The following is a 21,906-nucleotide window of genomic DNA, read 5'->3' as shown; positions in this document are numbered from 1 at the left end:
ACAYCTRCCAGATCTGCAACYAATYACCCATWCARCTACTTTAACGATATAAAACAATCTTAAACGCGGCGCGATTGCTAATTATGCTACTTTAACGATGAAAAACATGCTTAATACCCTGCTTTGGGAGCTCGGCAGCAAGTTTTGTTCAAGGAAGGAGAGATTGACATGGGAAACCTCGTTTGCGGTGGAGCGATGCTGCAATGCTCGTTCGGTGTGGCGCCTGGTACATTAATGGTGCTTCCGGCGAACATGGTGATGACCGCTATGCCCATTGCCAACATTATGGATAATAAGCCGATGGTGAACATTATGCCGTTTGGAATGTGCAATTCAATGGCAAATCCGATGGTTGCTGCGGCAACGGCAGCTGCACTTGGAGTACTAACTCCCATGCCCTGCGTGCCAGTAACAGCTGCGCCTTGGGCTCCTGGGTCACCGACTGTGCTCGTCGCGAACATGCCCGCTCTGAACAATACGTCCAAATGCATGTGCAACTGGGGCGGCGTCATTCAAATTCAACAACCAGGGCAAATGACCATTCAGGTGCCTTAACCCATTTTAAAAACACCTCATTTAATAATTCCATCTAGGAGTGAGAAGATTTGGAGATCCAGCCGGTCAAAACCCTTGAAAAAGTGCTAAAGCCTGTCGTTGCACCATTCATTGGCCATATCATGAAAGCCATCGCAACAGTCGGAAGGCTGCCCAAACTAGCGATCATTAAATTTCAACAGATTCTTAAGGTCATGCTGCAGACGCACGAAACGTCACTGAAAAACTACGTTTTGATCGGCTCCTATTATGTCTCCAAAAGGTTGCTTCTTTTCCTCACTTTGTTCCTACTCGTTTTGATCTTTTTTGTCTTCATCCGCCCTCCTGCGATCGTGAATAAGTGGTTGAATCGTGTTCCTGTTCTTCAGAAAGACACCCCTAAACTTACGAGCTTTTCAGGCAATGGCAAAGTTGTGGGTACCCAAAAGGATTCTCTCTATGTGGGGGATCTGGTTGACGGCAAATATGCCGGCAAAGGTAAACTTTTCCACAGCAACGGCAAGCCCGCTTACGAAGGTGATTTTGAAAAAGGGCAAAAATCAGGCAGCGGCTCCCTTTATGACGAAAACGGCACCCTGCAATATAAAGGGGCATTTGCCGGTGATGTTTTTAACGGGGCTGGAACCCAATACGATCCCCAGCAGAAAGTGCAGTATATCGGCGAATTTCAAAATGGAAAATACGGCGGGGCCGGCAAATTGTTCGCGCCTAGCGGAGATCTTTTGTATGAAGGCTTGTTTAACGGCGGCCTATATAATGGAGCTGGAAAGCTGTTCTCATCAGGCGGTATCGCCCAATATGAGGGTGAATTTGCAGCCGGTCAATATAACGGGGCTGGTAAGCTTTTTGATGCGAAGGGACTTCTTATCTATGATGGCGGCTTTAAGAATGGCAGTTATTCCGGAGATGGCACCGAATTTTATACGAATGGCCTTATCAAATATAAAGGCCAATTCCTCGCTGGCGCGTATGGCGGTGAAGGCACCGCCTTCGATGAGAAGGGCGTGCCTCGCTTCAAAGGCACGTTCCAGAGCGGCGTGTTGAGCGGCGCCGGAGAAGCGTATGACGAGTTGGGCAAACTCGTCTATAAGGGCGATTTCAAGGCCGGCGTCTATGACGGCCTTGGCACGCTGTTTGACGTAGACGGCGCGCCGCTGCTGCGGAGCTTTTTTGCAGGCGGCCAGGCCAGCCTGCAGAGCTTCATCGGTTTGTCCAGCAAGAAAGTCGAAGACTTGCTGGGCAAACCGGCCGAGGTGACGCTGCAGGATGCCAGCGTCATGCTCGCGGGCCAGGAGGCGCCGCAGGTTGCCTCCGCTGAGACTGCGGCTGCGGGCGACGCCGCCGTGGAGCCTCCGGCCGCGGGCGCTGGCGCGTCCGATCCGGCATCAGCAGCAGGCGTTAAGCTGCTGCTGAACTATCCGGCCTATCAGCTGTCGCTGCTGGTAGAGCCGTCCAAGGGCAACCCGAAGGAGGCCGTTGTCACCTCCCTCAGCATTTGGGGCTCGAAGCCTTTGGCGCTGCTGCAGCCAGCCATCGAGACCGTCAAAAAGCGCGGTGAGCCCAACGATGCAGGCTACATCGTCATGGAACTCGCGGTAGGTGCCGGGGCTGGCACCTACACGAACAGCTATTACAAAGGTGATTTCATCTTCACCTTCACGCATTTCAACAAAACCAAAGAAGCTCACCTGCTTCAGGTCAGCTCTACCAAATAAGAGGCGCTGCCTCAAGTCCTTCAATTGCTAACGGGTTTCTTTTGCACACACGGGGCTGCCTCAAGCCCCTTAATGTATTTACGGGTTCCTTTTACACTCAGCGCTGACTCAAGCCCCTTAATGTATTTACGGGTTCCTTTTGCACTCAGCGCTGCCTCAAGCCCCTTAATGTGTTTACGGGTTTCTTTTACACTCAGTGCTGACTCAAGCCCCTTGTGTGTTAAGTGTTCCTTTTGCACACAGCGCCGCCTCAAGCCCTTGTGTTTACAGGTTACTTTTGCACGCGAAAGATAGTTAGGCGTAAAGCAAGCTCAGACCTGACTATCGCGTTTTCCACCCTTTGACGGAACGTCGTTCCGCTATTTGGGTGAAAAAGCTCGAATTCCGAGACAAACGGAACGACAAGACGTTATTTCGTTGTTTTACCTCCAAATCTGCTTATTTTTAGCAAATAAGGCCCTCACGTTCCGCCATTTTCACTTTTAACACTTCTTCCCTAAAATAGAGGATCGACGTTCCTCCTAAATATGTTTTAGGTAGCTAGTTCTTCTCCTTTCTCACTCATCACCTCAAGTTCATGCATAAACAAAGGGGCTGTCTCAAAAGTAGATAATTCTACTTGCGGACAGCCCCTTTGGGGCCTGCTGACCTTCTGGGACATTCGAATCGGTATTCAGAACGAAATTCATACTTCCATTGGATTTTTCCAATGGAATCGACTTTCTGGCATCGAAATTCGTTCTTCTAATGGAATAAATCCAATGGAATTGACTTTTAAGCTGCCAAATCCCTACTTCCATTGGATTTAATCCAACGGAAGTAATAGACAGACTGCGAAATACATTAGTTTGGATTTCATTTTTCCGAATATGACTTTTGAGGCAGCCCCTTTTCTGTATCTCCTAAAACAATCCACGTTTGAATGCTTACTTCGCTACAGAAGTCCTCGCCACACGTATCGACGCTAATGCGTAAACGATCAGCGCCGTCCAAATCAAGGAGAAACTAATGAGAAGCACCGGTGAAAATTTCTCTTTAAATAAGAACACACTTAACAACAGCGTAATGGAAGGACCAATGTATTGAATGAATCCCAGCATGGAAAGAGGCAGCCGAGCAGCCGCTTTAGCAAACCATAGCAGAGGCAAAGCGGTTGCAACACCTGACAATAATAGCATCGCTAAAGAGATAGGCGGTAATGTCCATGCGGAATCATGATGTGCGTAGTGTAGGTAAGCAATATACGCGACTGCTATAGGGAAGACGATGACGGTTTCCCCTGCCAACCCGATAGAAGCATCGTAGGAAACTCTCTTTTTCACAAGACTATAAAGGCCGAATGAAAACGCTAGTGAGAGAGAAACCCATGGGAATCTGCCATAATCGATTGTTGCTAGCAAAACGCCGGCGCCTGCTAATGCAACGGCCACCCACTGACTGCGGCTTGGTTTTTCACGCAGAAACAAGACCGCCAGCATGATGTTTATCAACGGCGTAATATAATACCCCAAGCTCGTCTCGATAACATGACCGTTATTGACGGCCCAAATGAATATCAGCCAATTGGAGCTGATTAAGATGCTGCTGACTCCGATCATGAGCAGAGCTTTCCGGTTCGTAAGCATCTCACGAAATTCATTCCATCGGCTTTTCCCTATCAGTAAGAGAATTGCCATGAATACGAATGACCAGATGACGCGGTGAGATAATATTTCACCTGCAAGCAGAGACTCAAAAGACCTCCAATAAACAGGCAGCAACCCCCATGCGGTATAGGCAAGAATGGCGTACCAAAGCCCTTTTTTCATTATAAAATCCTCTTTTCAATGTCTTGTAACATAATTCTAGTAACTCACAATTCTATGAATCTCGTAATTTTGTCCGATGGTCAATTCCAAAATAATAAATCCCCGATTACGGGGATCCGACTACACGATTTTTGGTGCTATCCTTTAACGGAGACGATCAGTGTCAATGACGTAGCGAAATCCATCTTCTAATTCTTGCCGGATTTTCTCTAACGCCATGTGAGCGGTTCTCCCTCCCACAATTCGACTGCTCAGCCCTCATGCCGGTAAAAAAAGTTAGGCAGCTTCACTTCATTTGAATAATACTGATGAAAAATATGCGTCGTCGCTGGGGATAGCGGCGGGATTAGCCACGACCAATCACCCGTGACATCACGACCGACCTTCTGCTCTTTCTCTTCAAAACTCTTAAATTGCCTTGCCGCCGTATGATGGTCCACAATAGCTACTCCCTGCTGTTGATAAGAATGCAGCACAGCCACATTTAACTCAACAAGCGCCTTATCTTTCCAAAGAGAAGCATCACGCCGAGTATCCAGATCCATGATAAACGCTACACGCGGCAGCATGTCATATCTAGCCTGATCTGCAAAGTTACGCGCCCCGATTTCGGTGCCCATGTACCATCCATTGAATGGCGCAGCGGGGAAGTGAATCCCCCCGATTTCAAGGTACATATTCGATACGATCGGTACGGCATACCATTTGAGATGCAAATCATTGAACGCTGCTATATCCGGATGTGTAATATCCACTTCCAGGACGAGTTCAGCAGGAATCTCAAACAACTTCGGTTTCCGATCTCCCATTTGAACAACAAGCGGCAGCACGTCGTAAGGCGTCCCAGCCCCCTGCCATCCAAGCGATTGGCATAACGCAGTTATTTGAATAGAAGCTGGGTCACCGAGAATCCCATTGTCAGTTTCATAGCCTGCGTAACGGATCAATTGGTCATTATGAATAAAGGCTCCCTGAGCCGAATCATGCGTAGGTGGGAAAATCGTAATCACTGGACGGATTTTGCCGCCATTGGTTGCCGTTTCAATATGACGGAATAGGGCCTCAGCCATCTGTTCTTCTGTTTCTATATAACGAGCATCGTGTACCGTCAATGTTTCCCAGAACAATCGCCCGATGCAACGGTTGCTGTTGCGCCATGCCATTTTAGCCCCATGCTCGAGCTCTTGAAGGGTATGTTCGTAGTAACCTTTATACCTAATGGCTTCGGTAATTTCAGCAAGACGAGCCTCGATTTTACCCGAGCTTTGACCTAATTCACTATAACATTCCTTGATAAAAGGCACAGCTTTCTCCAGTAATTGATCCTGCACTTTCATAGGTGCTGCTCCAATCCGATAAAGGGGAGCCTCGCAAGCCTCTGACACCTGCGCAGCTCTCCCTATGTTGAGTTACAATTGCGCACTAAAATGATCAGGAATGTATACGATTTGAGACTTTGCTACTATGGTTAACTCGCCTTTTTCCTCTGAATAGTGCACGGAATCATCGCCTACATAAAACCATAATTTCTTCGTTGGCTCATTCTCAAACTCCTGAAATAGGAAAACGTTGAGTTCCTCTTTCCATTTCAAAAGCTCAGCAATATCTTCCTTCTTCTCTATCTGCACGGTAAATTTCCATTGGTCTCCAACATGATCCCATGTGTAGGGGATCGGATGTTTTCCCGTATCTACGAACGCTCGACCGCCCACTGCATGTTTAATTAAAAAGACTTCCTTCATCCGCATAGCCCTCCTTCATCATTCATTATGGCAGATCGATTAGCATGAAATGTGTATCTTCTATCGCACGAATAGCAACCGTCTGTTCAGCTTCCATACGAGCGCTATCCTTCGTTTCCAAAACTGCATCATTAGCAGATAACTTCCCGCTTATAAGCATTAGATAAATGCGTCGATTCTCTCCTTGTTTAAACACAAGCTCTTTGCCCGCGTCCAGCTTGCTGAGGTAAATGCTCATATCCTGGTGTATCTTAGCTGCATGCTCGCCTCCCTCGGGAGTAACTACTGGAAGCAGTGCGTTGACCAACGCTTCCGGCTCATAGGTAACATTCTCAAAGGATGGCTCCAAGCCACGCTTAGACGGCATGAACCAAAGCTGGAATAGACTCATAGGTTCCGTATCCGACGCATTGTACTCTGCATGAATAACGCCGCTTCCAGCTGACATCCGCTGCACGCCATTGACTCCCGTTACCGCAACATGCCCCAAACTATCTTCGTGTTTAATTGCACCGCTGAGAACGATGCTAACGATCTCCATGTCGCTATGGGGATGTGGACCGAAGCCCCGACCGGCAGCAATATCATCGTCATTACAAACACGCATAACCCCGAAACCTACATTATCCTCATCAAAATAATCGCCGAACGAGAAATTCTTATGGCTCTGAAGCCAGCCCAGATCGGTTGTATTACGCGTATGTGCAGGGAAAACCTGAATCACAGCAATCGCCTCCTTCTTTAATACGTATAGCTTATCATATATGGACTACCGACTTCCATGTCGGAACGGTGGCGGAAGAATCTCCCTGACGTCAAAAAACCCTCTACTCTCACTAAGTGAGGTAGAGGGTATAGACTGGCTTAACCGTTCTAGGCGCCTGATACGGAGCCAAGAAAATCCGGCGTTCCATCCGCGTGCCACTTTAGTACACGTACAAAGGTGTGCCGATTCGGATCGTAGAGCGGATCGCCCACGATTTCTTTATAATTTCTCGCATGGAAGACGAAGATATCCTGTGTGCCGTCCTCCGATACGGTGAAACTATTGTGTCCGGGGCCAAAGAGTCGGATGCTTTCATCCGTGGTCAGAACAGGCGACTTGGATTTCGCCCATGATTGTGGATCCAGCAGATCGGCGTCTTCCGAAGCCGTCAGCAAACCCATGCAATAATTGAAATCTGTTGCGCTTGCGGAGAAGCTGATGAAGATGCGTCCGTTCCGCTTCAGCACCGCGGCGCCTTCATTGACTTTAAAGCCGATGATTTCCCAATCATACTCCGGCGTCGTAATCATGACCTGTTTGCCGCGAAGCGTCCATGGGCTGCTCATTTCGGATATATATAGATTGGAATTTCCCGGTATATTCAAATCTTTTTGCGCCCAGACGAGATATCGCTGGCCGCGATGCTCGAAAGAAGTTGCATCGAGTGCAAAGCTCTCCCACTCGGTGCGCAGCTGCCCCTTCTCTTCCCATTCCCCTTCAAGCGGATTGGCCGAGCTATTTTCCAACACAAACATGCGATGATCGAAAAGGCCTTCCATCGTTTCCGTCGTTCTAGCCGCAGCAAAATAGATATACCACTTGCCTGCTACAAAATGAAGCTCTGGCGCCCAAATATTAGCACTCAACGGTCCTTCGGCATACTTGCGCCAAGCTACGACAGGCTGCGCCTCGTTCAAGCCGGCAATCGTGGTAGAACGTCGTAATTCAATACGATCATATTCAGGTACCGATGCAGTAAAGTAATAATACCCATCCGTATGCTTATACATCCATGGATCAGCACGCTGCTCCAAAAGTGGTTTGATATAGCTGGTTTCTAAGTTCCCCATCGTTATTCTCCTTTGATGCTATCTGTGTATTTGCCCCATATGTTAATGCCCTTCTCGTTCATCCCTGTAAACACAAGCGTGGGCTTGGCATTCTCCCAATCCCAGGCAGGCGAGACAAGTACCTTCTCTGTCGTCGGGACACCCTCATTTGTATCTAAAACCGTCCATTGCAGCGTTAACTCATTCGGTTCTTGAAATGTCCACTTGCCGGTACCATGTGCCGATTCGATCTTTCCGTTCGGCTGCAGGGTAATAGGCTCAGATCGTTCAATGCCCGTCCATGCCATCGGAATCGGCAATCGATCCCAATGCCCTGCAAGCAGCTTCGGAGATAGAGACTGTATCTTCTCTCCCGCATACCGTTCAGGCGATGCAACTGGCCATCCGTCACGTGTCCAGAGAAGCTCACGAATATGGAGGTAAGACCAATTTTTATCTTTTTCGCCACGGGCATGGTGCACGAGAAATGTGCGATCGCCGTCCTTCAGAATCGAGTTATGGCCCGGCGCGATCCAGCCTTCCTCCCCACTGAACGCGTAGCTGCCAATCAGCTTGTTTCCTACATTCGTCTGCGGCGAAAACCCCGTATCCGAAAGCTGATGACCATTGAAATCCTCATAAGGCCCCGTAATCGAGGAAGATCTGCCCACTCTTACACTGTAATCGGAAGATAACGAGTCATAGGATACGAATAAGTAATACTTTTTCTGATCCGGTTGATAGATGATATACGGCGCCTCCACGGCACCTGCGACGGTTCGACTGTCTCTGCGGGCAAGCAGCGTAGGCTGCTCTCCTTGCATCACTTTACCGGTGTGTTCATCAAGTTTTACGAGATAAATGCCGCCAAAGAAGGATCCATACGCTAACCAGGGTTTGCCCTCTGCATCAAACACAGGATTAGGATCAATCGCGTTCGCTTTATCTCCCTTAGCCGTCTTCACGACGGCCCCTTGATCTGTCCATGGACCAATAATCGAAGTGGAGGTTGCAAGTCCAATCATGGACTGATTGCTTCCGAAGGTAGATGCTGCATAGTACAAATAATAGGTATCTCCCATTTTGAAAACGTCAGGTGCCCATAGATTCGTTGCCCGTGTCCACGATGCGGCTTCCTTCGGTATCCCATCCAGCGCATAACCTACCCAATCCCATGTGATCAAATCTTTGGATCGTCTCACCATGATCCCCGGCCGCAGCGGATCCTTATTGGCGCCAACCTTTATGTCAGTTGAAAACACATAATACGTATCCCCGTCTTTATAAATGGAGGGATCGTGCGTATTCATCGTGTGCCAGCCTGATTCCGTATTCGTGCTTCCTGTGTCATACATCGGGTACTGAACAGGTCTCTTCGGAAACTCTAAGGGAGCGGTATTTGAACTCCCGAATTGGAGAAAGGAAGCCCCTACAGCCACAGCTGCAAGCGCAAAACCAAGCGTAAGCAGCACCCTTTTTTTCATCCGCGAGACTGTCATTAGCCTTTCACACCGCCAACCGTAAGACCCGATACAAAGAATCGTTGGAAGAAGATGAATACGATCAGGATAGGCACGATCGCAAGTACAGAACCAGCAATGAGAATATCGTAGTTATTGCCATAAGGCGTTACAAGACTGGACAGACCAATCGGCAGAGTCAGCTTATTGCCAGTTTTGAGTACAATTAGCGGCCAAACAAAGCTGTTCCAGCTCGCAAGGGCCTGCAATATCGCCATCGCCCCGAAAGCCGGAGCCATCAATGGCATCATGATTTTGAAAAAGATACCATACTCTGAACAGCCGTCAATTCTTCCTGCATCAAGAAAATCCTTGGGCAGCCCGGCAGCATACTGCCGGAAGAAGAAGATCGGCAGCGGTGCGACGACGAAAGGTAAAATGACACCGCTGTAAGTATCGATCAAGTGAAAAGCAATCATTTGTTTATAAAGCGGCAGCATAATAATTTCCACAGGTACCATCATGACTAATAGGACTAAGAGGAAAATAAGGTTTCTTCCTCTAAATCGGTACATGGCGAGTCCATAGCCCACCATCGAAGATAAAAGCAGACAACAAGCGGTATACACAATGGAAATAATGATACTGTTCTTATACCAGATCAAATATTTCTTCGCGGATGCAGAAAATAGGAAGGCATAGTTATGAAAGGACAATAACTCCGGCTGCAGCTTCACATTGAGTCCGTAGCGCAGCATCTCCTTAGAAGGCTTAAATGAAGCCAACGTAAGACTGTAGAACGGGAATAGTGCCAATGCGGCAAGTACTACAAACAAGAAGAGCAGTAAGGAGGTTTGAAGGAACTTATGTCGTTGTATCTGCATGTCCTAGTCCTCCTTTCTGAACAAACCGAAAAATTTCAATTGAATGACATTTAAGATCATGGTTATACCCAGCAAGGTGATCCCAATTGCAGATCCGAAACCCAAATTATTACGTTCGATGCCTTCTCGATAAAGTAGACCGATCATCGTCAGACCAATGTCATTCGGGGAGCGATTACCGTTCCAGAGAATGAAGCTTTCCGTAAACATCGAATAGCCGCCATAGATGGAAATCGTAATGACGTAGATCGCTACCGGCTTCAATAACGGCAGAGTAATTCGCCAGAATTGGTCCCACTTGTTGGCACCGTCTATTTCTGCTGACTCATATAATTCATGCGGAATGCTCTGCAGCGCGGATAGGAAATAAATAATATTAACGCCAGTGAACCGCCAAGTCGCCAAAATGACCATTACGAGCATTCCCGTCGTGGAGTTGGCCAGCCAGTTAATCGTAGGCATGCCCAGCATATGACGGAAAGCATTCATCACCGAATCATCCAAGCTTCCAAAAACAAGCCGGAATATAGTTCCCGCCACAACAACCGAAGTGAGGGAGGGGATAAACAAAGCGGAACGGAAGAACGCACTCGCCTTGGTCAGCTTCGCATTTAGGAATACAGCAAGTACAAGCGGCAATGGTATAAGTACCAGCAGGGTCCAGAACGTATACCGACTGCTATTTTTCAACGCGGTAAAAAACGACTCGCTCCATAAATTCCGGTAATTCGCTAACCCAATGAAATGGGTTTGGCCGGGCAGAACTTCTTGAAAGCTCATGACAATCGTGGTCATAACCGGATAAGCAAAGAAAATAAGGAACGATAATACAAATGGCAGAACAAAGACATAAGGAGCTACCCGGGAGGAATACAGAAACTTATTCATATCGTTAATCACCACTCCTCTCTAGAAGCGCTGCAAGCTTTGCCGAAGGGACGTCCCTAGGGCAAAGCCCAGCAACGGAACGCGGGGCGTTCAATTTACTTAATATTTTTCACAGCATCGTCTAGAACTTGCTTCGGATCTTTCAAATCATTAAGCGCTTGGAAAATCGTTTTCGTCTTGATATAGTCGGAGACAGCTGGCGTTTTCTCCTTGATATTCGTAGGCGCGATCTCGCTTTTCACAGAAATCAAAACATCCCACAGATTTTTGCCAAAATAAGCCGTGAATTTATTGTCCGCTTTCAACGCCGGATCGTTCCAGACATCAGAGCGAATCGGGTCGAAGCCGAGTTGTGACCAAATCTGAATATTGCCCTCTTTGGACAACTTCGCATAGGAAAGGAATTTCTTAGCTACGTCTTGATTCTTCGATTGCTTCGTAATAACCGTACCCGTCCCCCCCATACCGGAAGAGCGCATCTCGCCTTGTTTAAATACCGGCATCGGTTTAATGATGACTTTGCCTTTCAAATCAGGCATGTAATCCGTAAAGCGACCCATGTACCACATCGGCATCCAGACGGAAGCTGCGCCGCCTTTATTCATGAAGCCGTAATATTCTTCCGCATGATGAAAGCCACCCGGGGCTGTAACCGCCACTTTTTCCTTCACAAGCTTCTGCAGGTAAGTCAACACTTCTGTATTCGCTTGATCTCCAAGCGTTACATTACCGTTCTTATCAAGGAAGTCCGATCCATGTTGGACAACGAGCGGCCATACGCTCCATTGGTCCGTCGTTTCGACCGTCGTCATCGGCTTTCCGGTTTTCTCAAGAACCTGCTTACCCGCTTTTTCATAATCGTCCCAAGTCTTAATATCGTCCGCGTTCACGCCTGCTTTATCGAGAATTTCTTTGTTGTAATAGATGACTTCTGCCCCAACGTGGTAATCGATCCCGTAATATTTGCCATCCTTCGCATAATTATCGAGTCGTGACATGACGAGGTTGGCCTTCTCCGGCTCAACAATATCATTCAAAGCAGTTAGTTGGACATCGCCTTTTAGGAAATTCCCGATTTTACTGATTTCAATGTCAGCCATATCGGGAGCACCCGTTCCTGATTGCAGCGCCACTAACAGTTTATTGTGGTTATCGTCATAGGGGAAAGTTGTTGCTTCTACTTGGATCGGTTGTTCAGGATGAGTTTTATTCCATGATTCAGCCATGCTTTCAAAAAACTTCTGATGCAGTTCATTGAACGTCCAGAAGCTCAGCTTAACAGGTGTACCTGATTTGGTTGCGCTATCACTTTTGGTTGCAGTCGCCGGACTTGCCGTAGCTGATCCCCCATTATTCGTACCCGAATTAGATGTGCAAGCTGACAATAAAAGCATGGATGCCAAGACGGCAGCAGAAGTTACTTGAAGCTTTCTCTTCATACGATAAATCCCCCTAGAAAGAAATTTTGATTGTCATGTAAACTATCGTGCAAATGGTCGATTAACGTGTAAGCGCTTTACAAATCGAATTATAGTACATAAAAACCTATAATTATATAATCAATTGAGTATAAAATTATGTTTATTATATTTAACCACATAAAATCTTAGGCGAAATGGTTGTTTAGAATCCGTATTACATTTTTCGTTTTGTGAAATATAATTGGGACCTGTTGAATTGGATTCCACTGGTGTGAATTCCCATATTTATATATACAATTGGTTATAAAATTTAATTAAAACTATATGAATATATTTTTTAGACTTTTATGTATTCCCTTTTACACATTTACTGAGTACAATAAACCTAAGACTATGAAGAATCAGGTGATGCACGAGTGAGTAAAATTCCTCTCTATAAACAAATCTACCAATCTATTAAAGATAAGATTATATCCGGAGAGCTTCGTCCCAAAGATCGCGTGCCTTCTGAGCAAGAATTTATGGATGAATTTATGGTTAGTAAAATAACCGTAAAGAATGCCCTGGCCGTATTGGTTGATGAGGGACTTGTCACTCGTATTCAAGGTAAGGGGACTTTCGTATCCGTTAACCCTCACTCAATTACAGTGGATTCTAAGCGTCGTTCTTCAGCGTCTTCTTCCCAAAATTACATTGGTCTGATTATCCCTACCATGAAAACGAAAGTCATTCAGAGACTTGTCGACTATATCGAATATTACGTCAAGGAAGCTGGGTATCAGCTTGTCCTGCATATCACACGTGAATCTTCCATCGAAGAATCCCGTTCGGTTCAGGAATTGACCAACACGCCAGGCATCCGCGGCATCATTGTTTTCCCTACGGAGGATGAGAGATATAATGAATCGCTGCTCCGTTTATCCCTGGATAAATATCCATTTGTGTTTATTGACCGCTATTTGCGAAATATAGAAACTTACCGGATTACCTCCGATAATTGGGGCGGCGCTTATGAGACGGTTACCAACCTGTTAAACAAAGGCCATCAGCAAATCGCGCTCGTCTCCCCCGATAATACGAATACAACCGTTGAAGACCGGACTCACGGCTTTGAGAAGGCTTATATTGATGGCAACATTTTGATTGATAAAAGCTTGTGGTGTCATGTCCCCATCGACATCCTCAGAAATGGCGATACATCAGCTTATATCGTTAATTTCCTGCATCAGCATCCTAACATTACGGCTGTTTTTGCATTAACCGCTGAGATGGCAAGGCTCACGCATCATGCTCTGCATCAGGAAGAAGGCTTGAACCCGAAGATCGAGTTGGTTTCCTTCGATGATCCTGAGATTCCGGGAATCTCGCACATTTTGCAGGATGAAGAGCGAATGGCCTTATCGGCTGTTAAATTGCTGCTTGAGCAGTTCAACGGGCACTATGTTCCGCAGCGCATCGAGGTCCCTGTGCAATGGGTTCAGGTTTGAGTCCCTGTGCGGCATGTGAAATGTCTGCGACTTGGTCCATAAATCATTTTTTCCCCAGAATCTTGCCACTGAGTCATCTATTCGTGTAAAATAATCGTGATAGGATCACGGGTCGTGAAGCACATAGACCGCTCTCTCCAATAGGAGATAGCGGTCTTTTTTAGGTGTTATGATCAATAGGGGGCATTGATATGCTATTCGACGCATGCTATGAGAAATTTATGCAATTACAGTTACAGACGAGGTCAGGCGAATCTCAAAGGCGTCTTCAGGATGGCCATGGTCATGCTGAGAAGTTGTTCCTCGAGCAGGTTTGGTGGCCAGCGGTCGGTCGATTTGATTTTCTTCATGCCGAATATCCGATTTCGGACTTTAAGGATGGTGATCGCTATTTGGACTTCGCTTATATTCGCGGGAATCATTTGGTTTGTATAGAAATTGATGGCTACAAGGCGCACCATAAGGATATAAACCGTTGGCAATTTGCAGACCAGTTAACTCGTCAAAACCATCTCATTCTGGATGGGTGGAAGGTGCTCCGTTTCGCCTATGATGAAATGAAAGAAAAACCACGTCGCTGTCAGCAATTGATCCTCCAAATGATGGGCAGCTGGTTTGGTGAGGAACAAGCTGATCCAGCGTTATCATTGGAAGAAAAAGAAATTCTGAGAATTGCCGGACAAACGGGTGAACCCCTCCTACCAAAGACCATCTCCCAGCGGCTGCATATTAGCAGAAACCATGCCGGTAAACTCCTGCGCAAGCTTGTTCAGATGGAGCTATTACAACCTGCTTCCGGTACTACACGTATTTGCTCTTATAAGCTGTCTGGCAAACATCGCTCCTACTACGAGTAGCTATTTATCTGGGAATGAAGCAAGCTTTTCTCCCTTAACTATTCTAATATAGGGGCTTCTCGCGAGATAAGACTACCGCAGATGCTTATTATCTGCAAAACGTTACATTTTGTGTACATTAGTCAACAATAAGCAAGTTTGCGTGCCTATGCAAGCATAACAGGCGACATTAAGACAAATAAGCAATTTCAATTAGCCTAACTCACTTAATGAACCACGAAAAAGGCCCCATAGAGGATTTCGCAAACATACATCCCATTTGCCAATGTCCATCAAAAACATTTGATTCAAGAATCTTTGTGCCCGTATCTATACTTCATACAAATCTCATATCTTATAAAAAGGGAGCCTCAGCCCCCTTTTTCTATTCCTGCTCCTCTATCTGCATCCACTGCTCATAGAGCCTATCCAACATCTCCTGCGCCGCTTCTCTTTCCGTCCACAGTTGGCTTAGTTCATCTGCCGTCAGATTCTCTAGCCGTTGGTCCAGATTGTTCAACTGCGCTTCGCCATCCGCAATTTGCTTCTCTAGCCTCTCCCGTGTAAACACGGACGAGCTTCTAGACTTCCCTCTTGGCGCCGCAGCGGCGCTATTTTTAGCCGTTGCTCCCCCAGAATCTCTTGGCGAAACACTCTGAGCATCTCTTGCTATTGCATTTGTATTTGCATTTGTACTGGCATTTGCTTTAGCACTTGCACTTGCACTTGTACTTGCACTTGCACTTGTACTTGCACTAGCACTTGCACCTGCACCATCCCTATCCCCAGCACCCGCACCAGCCGACTTTCTCACACCAACAGCTGCCGATTCACTCATGCGATTCCCCTTCAATTGAGCACTCTTCACTTTATAGTCATCAAAGTTGCCCAAGTAAACGGTAATTTGCCCTTGATCCAGCTCCCATATTTTCCGAGACAGCCGATTCATAAAATAACGGTCATGCGTCACAGCCAGCACGGTTCCCGGAAACTCTTCAAGCGCCTCTTCCAACGCTTCCCTTGAAGCAATATCCATATGATTCGTGGGCTCATCGAGTATAAGTAAATTAGGCTTGCGCAGCACAAGCAGTGCTAGCCGCAATCTAGTCCACTCGCCTCCCGAGAGAGAACTAACCGACTTGAACACATCTGCTCCATAAAATAAATAAGCAGCGAGTCGGCCCCTAGCCTCCCCTTCCTCCAGCTTCGCTTCCTCACAGAAGTAAGTAAGCACCGATTTCTTATGGTCCTCCGGATACTCTTGTTGAGCCAGATAACCAATATCGACCCGCGCTCCTAGCTCGAGCTCCCCTTGGTCAGGCTGTTCTTCACCCAGAATCATCCTCAGCAGCGTTGTTTTGCCCGAACCATTAGACCCGACGAGCATTACTTTCTCGCCATACTCCAGCAAACCGCTTGCCCGCTTCAGCAGCACTTTATCCCCGTATTGCTTATTCACGTCTTCGAAACGAATCACTCTCCGGCCTGAGCGGTCGTCCAGCTTCAATCCGAACTCCGCTGCCTTCGGATCCAGAACAGGCCGTTTGAGCTTCTCCATCCGATCCAGCGCTTTCTGAATAGAAGCTGCCCGGCGGAAAAATTTCTCGTTCCCTCCTACTCGCCCCCACTCCGTCAGCTGTTTGATCGTCTCTTTCATCTTTTTGATGACCTTCTGCTGCTCCTGATAATCAGCAAACTGCTGCAGCAATCGAACTTCCTTCTCCTTCACATATCCCGAATATGAAGTCAGATAGCTCGTTGATTCACCATCTTCCAACTCAACAATCTTCGTAACTACCCGATCTAGAAAGTAACGGTCATGAGATACAATGAAGCATGCGCCATCATAATGGGTGAGATATTCCTCCAACCATTCCACGCCGAACAAATCCAGATGATTCGTTGGCTCATCCAGCAGCAGCAAGTCAGGTTTGCCGATCAGCTGGGATGCGAGCGCAATCTTCGTCTTTTCCCCTCCGGACAACGAGGCAAAGCTCCGCTCGTAAAACTCCCGTGCAATGCGAAGTCCGTTCGCAACCTGGTCGATTCTTGCATCCAGCTCGTAGCCACCTTCCAGCTCAAAACGTTCTTGCAGCTGAGCGTACCGCTTAAGCAGCTGATCCAGCTGCTTCTCATCACTCATGACGTCCGGGCTCGACATTCGCTGCTCCAGCTCCGTCATGTTGCCGCGGCATTCAAGTACCTCTTGAAAGCTCGTGGCCAGCACATCATACACCGTACCGCTCTCCCACTCCGTTGGGATTTGTGCTAAATAGCCGATCCGCGTATCTTTTCTTACCGTTAATTGTCCTTCGTCGGGCTTCTCCATCTTGGATATAAGGCGCAGCAGAGTCGATTTACCACTGCCGTTGCGCCCCACAAGTCCTACTCGTTCTCCCTGATGAATTTCAAAAGTAACATCCTCGAGAACCAACTGCGCACCATGGTATTTCTTTATATTTTGACCGTTAATCATTAACATAATGAAGGATCCTCCTAGTTTACGAAAGACCCTATCCATTGCAACCAACCAAGGATAAACCTCCGTCGTCCTTCAGGGACGAGCGCGTTTGTCAAGGTAGATGCGAAGCAAAAGTATAAAACTTATACTTTCTTATCTACGCACAAAAAGGCCGCAGGAAAATTCCTACGACCTTTCGGATTGATCCGTTTGAGGGTTAAGGTAGGTGTCTTTTCGTGAGTTGTAATTCCGTATGAGCATAAATGGACAGACTTCTCGCGTCTTTGACTGCTGCATGAACGATGCCAGCCATCGCGATGGGTAACTGGCTCACACGGTTGTTCACGAACTCTCGATTCATCCTACCTTCACCTCCTTCTTCTATCACTAATTCAAAATAATACCATAACCACCGATCAATTCGCAACCAGTCACTGCCTAATTTTGTTCTTATCTACCCTAATTTTTCCGCGCTATTCTTAATATTCACTGCGCATCTTATCCGTAACCTCAAGATAGAGAACTTGGAGAAATTTCTTAATATTGACCTTGCCCTTCTCCGGCTTCGAGTTCTCATCGATTTCTTTCATCTTCATACGCACATCCTGGAATTCAAAATAAAGAGGCGCATAATGCTCAAATTTGGGATTGCTGTAATCCGTCAATCCGATACTGGCGATATGGGTTAATGCTGCCATGACAGTACGGCGAATCCGTTGTTCGACGGCTTTACCTTCTTTTTCAACATCCGCTTCCTTCAACTTGTGACATCTAGACACAATTTCATAAAGCTCCTTGAGCGGCGGAATTCCTTCCGATTTATGATGACGTGTAAGATGTTCCATAATGTCCATCAAGTCGCGGCTGCCGGTGTCCCCCACGATCCCCATATCCATGAGAATGGGCTGCATAATTTCGCGAACACCGCGCTTTTTACGAATACTCTCTGTACCTGTGTGCAATAAACTTAGCTTGGTTAAAGATTCTTTAATCTCCTGCAAGGATCGGCTAATGTTCCACTGCTCGTTGACCTTGGACAGCACCGCTTCCACTTCAATTTTATTAATTGGCTTTTGAATATAGAATTCAACACCAGCTTGATAGGCCTTACCAATCATTTCTTTATTTTCAATTTGCGAAATCATCACGTATTTCCCTTGATAACCTTGCTCCTTCAATCGAATGATCGTTTCAATTCCATCCTGATCCGGCATTAATAAATCAATGACCACGACATCCGGCGTGGTTTCCAGAAGGACTCTTTCCCCTTCGCTCCCGCTGCCAGCCGTGCCTACGACTTCGCCTAAACCACCTTTTTCAATGATCTTTTGCAGCATCCGTCTACTTACCGCATCATCGTCAACAATTCCGAATGACAGCATGATCTCTACGCTCCTTTTTTCAACGTATCGGTCAATATAGTAATCACAAAAGTGGTTTGAAAACCCGGCTCGTCAGAGCGTAAATGAATGTCTCCACCTAAAGAATGAACAATATCTCGAACATGAGAGAGTCCAATCCCTGTCGCGGCAAAGCCCTCCAGATTGAATTTGGTCGTAAAACCAGGTGCAAAAATCATATCTTTATCCTGCTCAGAAATGCCAACACCGGTGTCGGCAACGATTATGACGGTCTCAGCACCCTGTTCAGAAGCACTTACGAGAATGGATCCTTGATCTTCAATTGCTTCAACAGCATTTGATACGAGATTATTGATTACGGTTAAAAGGGGTAGATATTGATCCGAACAGTAGTCCGTTTGAATGTCGCTTTTGAATTGAATCTTTTTGCCAAGCATCGCACTGTAACCCAAGTTGGATTTGATAGCGAACTCCACAACTTCGGCCAACCTCATATCGGAAGCGAAATCGCGATCGAACAGCTTCAACAACCCGGCTAGGATGCGTTGCGAATCTTTTTTGACTTCATGAATTTGCTGGGTAATTTCCAAAATGGTGCGAGAGTAGCTCTTTAACCCCGCGCCATTGATTTTTTCATATAAATTGTGGCTCTTGGCTGTTATTTGCTCAATCGTATCCATCGACTTCCGCAAGTAAAATACTTCGCCATATAAACCGCTATTCGTATTTAACATCTGCTCCATGCGCTTCTGCTGCTCATTATGCACGACTCGCATTTGATTAATGGTTACACTATTGTAGATACCAACCACGAAGTAGCTCCGCACGACAGCGGTAACTGTGATATACAGTAATTGCTCCGTAAACATGTTCACTGAATGAAAAATTAAGCTGCGCGCCAGCAATTCAATCTCATTGGACATAAGATCAATTACCGATAAGAACAACCCAAGAACAAAAGGGTGGAATTGATCCCAATTCCGTTTAATGAAGCTCATGGCAATCGCAAAGGCCATATAATAAAATGCGGCTGATAAATGCGTTTGCGCGCTCGCGCTGAAAGACATGGCCCCATGTAATAGGATACCATCTTCCAACGTCCGAAATAGCAAAACAGTGATTCCGGTAATGATACCAGTATAGACATAAGGCAGGTGCTTCATCAAAAGCAAACTGAGTAGAAAGGCGCTGCTGCCAAGACCAATCCGAAACATTTCGCCACTGAAAGGTGTGATCTTAAACTCTCCGGCTATGGCCGTCACAATAGCGACGAGAATCATTTGCAGCCCTTCATTCTTTAAGCGTCCCAGCCTTTCACCCCCTACAAGATATCCCATATCTGTTTACCAATGAGGAGTATACAAACGGTAAGAAATAACGGTCGAACATACGCTGAGCCTTTGCGGATCGCCATGCGTGAGCCCAGCAAAGATCCACAAACCATGGCTATTCCCATCGGAATGCCTATCCCATAATTAATGGATCCTAGAACCATGAAAGTTGCCAAGCTAGCCACGTTGCTCCCGAAATTTAGGACCTTGGCATTACCAGCTGCTTTGACGAAATCGAATCCTAACATCAGAAAAACAAAAATAAGAAAGGAACCAGTCCCCGGTCCGAAGAAACCATCATAAAAACCCAAACCGAATGCTGCGAAGCCCATTAACATCGCTGTTTTCGTTGAGAATTGGCGGAAGGTAGAAAGATCTCCCCAGTTTTTGCGAAAAATCGTGTAGATGGTGATCAATATAAGCATAACGACAACCAGCGGCCTCAAGAAATCAGAAGGTATTTGCCGCAGCACCATCGTTCCGCATACAGCTCCTAAGAGAGATAAAAAGAACAAACCTCGTACGACTTTTAGATCAACATTCCCAGACCGCATGAATGAAATCGTACTCGTCAGAGATGACATGGTGCCCGCCAATTTGTTCGTTCCCAGCGCGACAGCTGGAGGTAATCCAGTTGCCAGCAGAACCGGAAGAGCAATCAGCCCTCCTCCACCAACGACAGAATCTACATAAGCCGCTACAAAACCTCCGATGATGATGAATATCATCATTTCCCAACTTACATGTAACATGATGCCAAGACTCCTTCTGGATGTTAAATTCCTCTTATACCAACCTTGATTCCATCCTGCGGGCTGCTAATGATAGGGCATAATTCACAGCGAAATACAGAATAGCCACTAAAAATAAAATAGGAATGGTATAACTGTAGTTTTGTCCAATTACTATTTTCGCATGGTGCATCAGTTCAGGCAAGGAAATTACAATCGCAAGAGAAGTATCTTTTAACAGGGATATAAATTGACTCACGAGTGGCGGCATCATTCGACGCAACCCCTGAGGTAAAACAATATGCCAAAGTGTTTGCACATAGCCTAGTCCTGAAGATCTAGCGGCTTCAATCTGCCCTTTATCGATGGAAGTCAGGCCACTCCGCACAATCTCTGCAATCATCGCGCCTTCAAATAGCGTTAAGGCCAAGATCGTTGCATTCATGGGTCCGAGTTTAATCCCGATATCCGGTAAGGCAAATCTTGAGAAGAATATAATTAACAGCAGCGGTAAATTGCGAATGAGCTCGACTGCTATGGCCAGAATCGGTGAAACAACCGGCAGCTTCGTATACCGGATTGTCCCGACTACACATCCCACAATAAAGCTCAATACAATAGAGATCGCAGCGACTTTAAGTGTCATATAGAAACCTTCAAATACAAACCTTACATTATCAGCTGAGAAAGCATGCATGATATCCATTCGTTCACCTCCCCCTAAAGTCAGTCCGTACGAGCTAATTTACGTTCTAGGCGTAAGGCCATGTAACTTAGCGGCAGCGTGAGTATCAAATAAAGCACAGCAACGAAGATATAGGTATCGAAAGTAGCATAAGTCTCACTTGCGACCTGATCCCCGAAATACATGAGGTCAAAACCTGCGAATACGCCAAGTACGGACGAGTTCTTAACGAGGTTAATAAATTGGTTGCTAAGCGGTGGTATAACAATTTTGATCGCTTGCGGAAGGACGATATGCCACATCGTTTGGAAATAGGTCAGTCCCGAGGACTGTGCTGCCTCAGATTGACCTTTGGGCACCGACATAATACCGGCTCGGATCGCTTCTGCGATAAAAGATGCCGTGTACACCGTAAGGCCTAAGGTCCCGCAAACGAATCCGCTAAGGGTAATACCCATGGACGGCAGCCCATAGAAGAACACGAATACAACAAGCAAGAGCGGTATGTTTCGAATGAACTCTACGTAGGCAGTTCCTATCCATTGCAGAGGTTTCACCGATCCTATACGAAAAATAGCAATGACCGTACCCAGCACAAAGCTGCCAATTAACGCAATAACACTGGCAATGATCGTGTTGAAGAAGCCCTTCATGTAGATATCAAAATAATCGGTAAAAATCGAGAAATCCGGCATGCGCTCCCCCCTCATAGACAGAAGATGGGCA

21 protein-coding genes are annotated in these 21,906 nt (G+C 46.5%); 4 read left to right on the top strand and 17 right to left on the bottom strand.

The window, feature by feature from the left end:
- Nucleotides 1-168 precede the first annotated feature (168 nt).
- The gene (locus ASD40_RS15615) at nucleotides 169-555 is read left to right on the top strand and encodes a DUF4280 domain-containing protein (protein WP_057304158.1); all 387 of its coding nucleotides are present in this window, start codon (nucleotides 169-171) and stop codon (nucleotides 553-555) included.
- Between the two features lie 50 nt (nucleotides 556-605).
- Nucleotides 606-2,270, top strand: a complete 1,665-nt coding sequence (locus ASD40_RS15610; RefSeq protein WP_057304157.1) for a hypothetical protein — start codon at nucleotides 606-608, stop codon at nucleotides 2,268-2,270.
- Between the two features lie 20 nt (nucleotides 2,271-2,290).
- Here the strand turns inward: ASD40_RS15610 and ASD40_RS15605 are convergent, their stop codons facing one another.
- The 10 genes from ASD40_RS15605 to ASD40_RS15555 form a co-directional block, all read right to left on the bottom strand.
- Nucleotides 2,291-2,509, bottom strand: a complete 219-nt coding sequence (locus ASD40_RS15605) for a hypothetical protein (RefSeq protein ID WP_057304156.1) — start codon at nucleotides 2,507-2,509, stop codon at nucleotides 2,291-2,293.
- A gap of 687 nt (nucleotides 2,510-3,196) precedes the next feature.
- Nucleotides 3,197-4,078 carry an EamA family transporter RarD gene (rarD, locus tag ASD40_RS15595; RefSeq protein WP_057304154.1) on the bottom strand — a complete coding sequence of 294 codons (882 nt, stop codon included), beginning with the start codon at nucleotides 4,076-4,078 and terminating at the stop codon, nucleotides 3,197-3,199.
- A gap of 251 nt (nucleotides 4,079-4,329) precedes the next feature.
- A complete protein-coding gene (locus ASD40_RS15590; protein ID WP_057304153.1) occupies nucleotides 4,330-5,415 on the bottom strand; it encodes a nitric oxide synthase oxygenase in 1,086 nt (361 codons plus the stop codon).
- A gap of 72 nt (nucleotides 5,416-5,487) precedes the next feature.
- Nucleotides 5,488-5,820 (bottom strand): hypothetical protein, encoded by a 333-nt coding sequence (locus ASD40_RS15585; RefSeq protein WP_057304152.1) that lies wholly within the window; start codon nucleotides 5,818-5,820, stop codon nucleotides 5,488-5,490.
- Nucleotides 5,821-5,845: 25 nt separating this feature from the next.
- Nucleotides 5,846-6,544, bottom strand: coding sequence for a pirin family protein (locus ASD40_RS15580; protein ID WP_057304151.1), 699 nt, complete (start codon nucleotides 6,542-6,544; stop codon nucleotides 5,846-5,848).
- Nucleotides 6,545-6,693: 149 nt separating this feature from the next.
- Nucleotides 6,694-7,656: a glycoside hydrolase family 43 protein gene (locus ASD40_RS15575; protein WP_057304150.1), complete on the bottom strand. Its 963-nt coding sequence runs from the start codon at nucleotides 7,654-7,656 to the stop codon at nucleotides 6,694-6,696.
- A gap of 2 nt (nucleotides 7,657-7,658) precedes the next feature.
- A complete protein-coding gene (locus ASD40_RS15570) occupies nucleotides 7,659-9,134 on the bottom strand; it encodes an arabinan endo-1,5-alpha-L-arabinosidase (RefSeq protein WP_235549275.1) in 1,476 nt (491 codons plus the stop codon).
- On the bottom strand, nucleotides 9,134-9,979 hold the full coding sequence (locus tag ASD40_RS15565; protein WP_057304149.1) for a carbohydrate ABC transporter permease: 846 nt from the start codon (nucleotides 9,977-9,979) through the stop codon (nucleotides 9,134-9,136). Before ASD40_RS15565 ends, ASD40_RS15570 begins: the two co-directional genes overlap by 1 nt.
- Nucleotides 9,980-9,982: 3 nt before the next feature.
- Nucleotides 9,983-10,867: a carbohydrate ABC transporter permease gene (locus ASD40_RS15560; protein ID WP_052228648.1), complete on the bottom strand. Its 885-nt coding sequence runs from the start codon at nucleotides 10,865-10,867 to the stop codon at nucleotides 9,983-9,985.
- A gap of 95 nt (nucleotides 10,868-10,962) precedes the next feature.
- A complete protein-coding gene (locus ASD40_RS15555) occupies nucleotides 10,963-12,306 on the bottom strand; it encodes an ABC transporter substrate-binding protein (RefSeq protein ID WP_057304148.1) in 1,344 nt (447 codons plus the stop codon).
- A gap of 398 nt (nucleotides 12,307-12,704) precedes the next feature.
- Here ASD40_RS15555 and ASD40_RS15550 point away from each other — a divergent pair, with 398 nt between their 5' ends.
- Nucleotides 12,705-13,775, top strand: coding sequence for a GntR family transcriptional regulator (locus tag ASD40_RS15550; protein ID WP_057304147.1), 1,071 nt, complete (start codon nucleotides 12,705-12,707; stop codon nucleotides 13,773-13,775).
- 191 nt (nucleotides 13,776-13,966) lie between these two features.
- Complete coding sequence (locus ASD40_RS15545) at nucleotides 13,967-14,632, top strand: DUF559 domain-containing protein (protein WP_057304146.1); 666 nt, start codon at nucleotides 13,967-13,969, stop codon at nucleotides 14,630-14,632.
- Between the two features lie 364 nt (nucleotides 14,633-14,996).
- Here ASD40_RS15545 and abc-f read toward each other — a convergent pair whose 3' ends face one another.
- From abc-f to ASD40_RS15515, 7 genes are all read right to left on the bottom strand, one after another.
- Nucleotides 14,997-17,093: a ribosomal protection-like ABC-F family protein gene (gene abc-f, locus ASD40_RS15540; protein ID WP_057304145.1), complete on the bottom strand. Its 2,097-nt coding sequence runs from the start codon at nucleotides 17,091-17,093 to the stop codon at nucleotides 14,997-14,999.
- A 196-nt stretch (nucleotides 17,094-17,289) separates the two neighbouring features.
- Nucleotides 17,290-17,433, bottom strand: coding sequence for a hypothetical protein (locus tag ASD40_RS38225; protein ID WP_171640423.1), 144 nt, complete (start codon nucleotides 17,431-17,433; stop codon nucleotides 17,290-17,292).
- A 118-nt stretch (nucleotides 17,434-17,551) separates the two neighbouring features.
- Nucleotides 17,552-18,454, bottom strand: a complete 903-nt coding sequence (locus ASD40_RS15535; RefSeq protein ID WP_082562234.1) for a response regulator — start codon at nucleotides 18,452-18,454, stop codon at nucleotides 17,552-17,554.
- Between the two features lie 5 nt (nucleotides 18,455-18,459).
- Nucleotides 18,460-19,770, bottom strand: a complete 1,311-nt coding sequence (locus tag ASD40_RS15530; RefSeq protein WP_060645943.1) for a sensor histidine kinase — start codon at nucleotides 19,768-19,770, stop codon at nucleotides 18,460-18,462.
- Complete coding sequence (locus ASD40_RS15525; RefSeq protein WP_057304143.1) at nucleotides 19,755-20,516, bottom strand: TSUP family transporter; 762 nt, start codon at nucleotides 20,514-20,516, stop codon at nucleotides 19,755-19,757. The genes ASD40_RS15530 and ASD40_RS15525 overlap by 16 nt, the downstream gene beginning before the upstream one ends.
- Before the next feature lie 34 nt (nucleotides 20,517-20,550).
- Entirely contained in the window at nucleotides 20,551-21,201 is a 651-nt protein-coding gene (locus ASD40_RS15520; RefSeq protein ID WP_057304142.1) for an amino acid ABC transporter permease, read from the bottom strand.
- Nucleotides 21,202-21,221: 20 nt separating this feature from the next.
- Nucleotides 21,222-21,875, bottom strand: coding sequence for an amino acid ABC transporter permease (locus tag ASD40_RS15515; protein WP_057304141.1), 654 nt, complete (start codon nucleotides 21,873-21,875; stop codon nucleotides 21,222-21,224).
- Nucleotides 21,876-21,906 lie beyond the last annotated feature (31 nt).

The organism is Paenibacillus sp. Root444D2, assembly GCF_001426375.1.
In the GTDB taxonomy this organism is placed as follows: Bacteria; Bacillota; Bacilli; order Paenibacillales; family NBRC-103111; genus Paenibacillus_E.
Note: the sequence above shows the minus strand (reverse complement) of the source record. Positions and strands in the feature narration are given on the sequence as shown.

Bases quoted from the DNA above. Each gene is read 5' to 3' on its own strand.
- ASD40_RS15585 (WP_057304152.1), bottom strand. From the start codon at position 5,820: ATGAAGGAAGTCTTTTTAATTAAACATGCAGTGGGCGGTCGAGCGTTC.
- ASD40_RS15570 (WP_235549275.1), bottom strand. From the start codon at position 9,134: ATGACAGTCTCGCGGATGAAAAAAAGGGTGCTGCTTACGCTTGGTTTT.
- ASD40_RS15615 (WP_057304158.1), top strand. From the start codon at position 169: ATGGGAAACCTCGTTTGCGGTGGAGCGATGCTGCAATGCTCGTTCGGT.
- ASD40_RS38225 (WP_171640423.1), bottom strand. From the start codon at position 17,433: ATGAATCGAGAGTTCGTGAACAACCGTGTGAGCCAGTTACCCATCGCG.
- ASD40_RS15515 (WP_057304141.1), bottom strand. From the start codon at position 21,875: ATGCCGGATTTCTCGATTTTTACCGATTATTTTGATATCTACATGAAG.
- ASD40_RS15525 (WP_057304143.1), bottom strand. From the start codon at position 20,516: ATGTTACATGTAAGTTGGGAAATGATGATATTCATCATCATCGGAGGT.
- ASD40_RS15555 (WP_057304148.1), bottom strand. From the start codon at position 12,306: ATGAAGAGAAAGCTTCAAGTAACTTCTGCTGCCGTCTTGGCATCCATG.
- ASD40_RS15530 (WP_060645943.1), bottom strand. From the start codon at position 19,770: ATGGGATATCTTGTAGGGGGTGAAAGGCTGGGACGCTTAAAGAATGAA.
- ASD40_RS15520 (WP_057304142.1), bottom strand. From the start codon at position 21,201: ATGGATATCATGCATGCTTTCTCAGCTGATAATGTAAGGTTTGTATTT.
- ASD40_RS15545 (WP_057304146.1), top strand. From the start codon at position 13,967: ATGCTATTCGACGCATGCTATGAGAAATTTATGCAATTACAGTTACAG.
- abc-f (WP_057304145.1), bottom strand. From the start codon at position 17,093: ATGTTAATGATTAACGGTCAAAATATAAAGAAATACCATGGTGCGCAG.
- ASD40_RS15590 (WP_057304153.1), bottom strand. From the start codon at position 5,415: ATGAAAGTGCAGGATCAATTACTGGAGAAAGCTGTGCCTTTTATCAAG.
- rarD (WP_057304154.1), bottom strand. From the start codon at position 4,078: ATGAAAAAAGGGCTTTGGTACGCCATTCTTGCCTATACCGCATGGGGG.
- ASD40_RS15575 (WP_057304150.1), bottom strand. From the start codon at position 7,656: ATGGGGAACTTAGAAACCAGCTATATCAAACCACTTTTGGAGCAGCGT.
- ASD40_RS15565 (WP_057304149.1), bottom strand. From the start codon at position 9,979: ATGCAGATACAACGACATAAGTTCCTTCAAACCTCCTTACTGCTCTTC.
- ASD40_RS15560 (WP_052228648.1), bottom strand. From the start codon at position 10,867: ATGAATAAGTTTCTGTATTCCTCCCGGGTAGCTCCTTATGTCTTTGTT.
- ASD40_RS15535 (WP_082562234.1), bottom strand. From the start codon at position 18,454: ATGCTGTCATTCGGAATTGTTGACGATGATGCGGTAAGTAGACGGATG.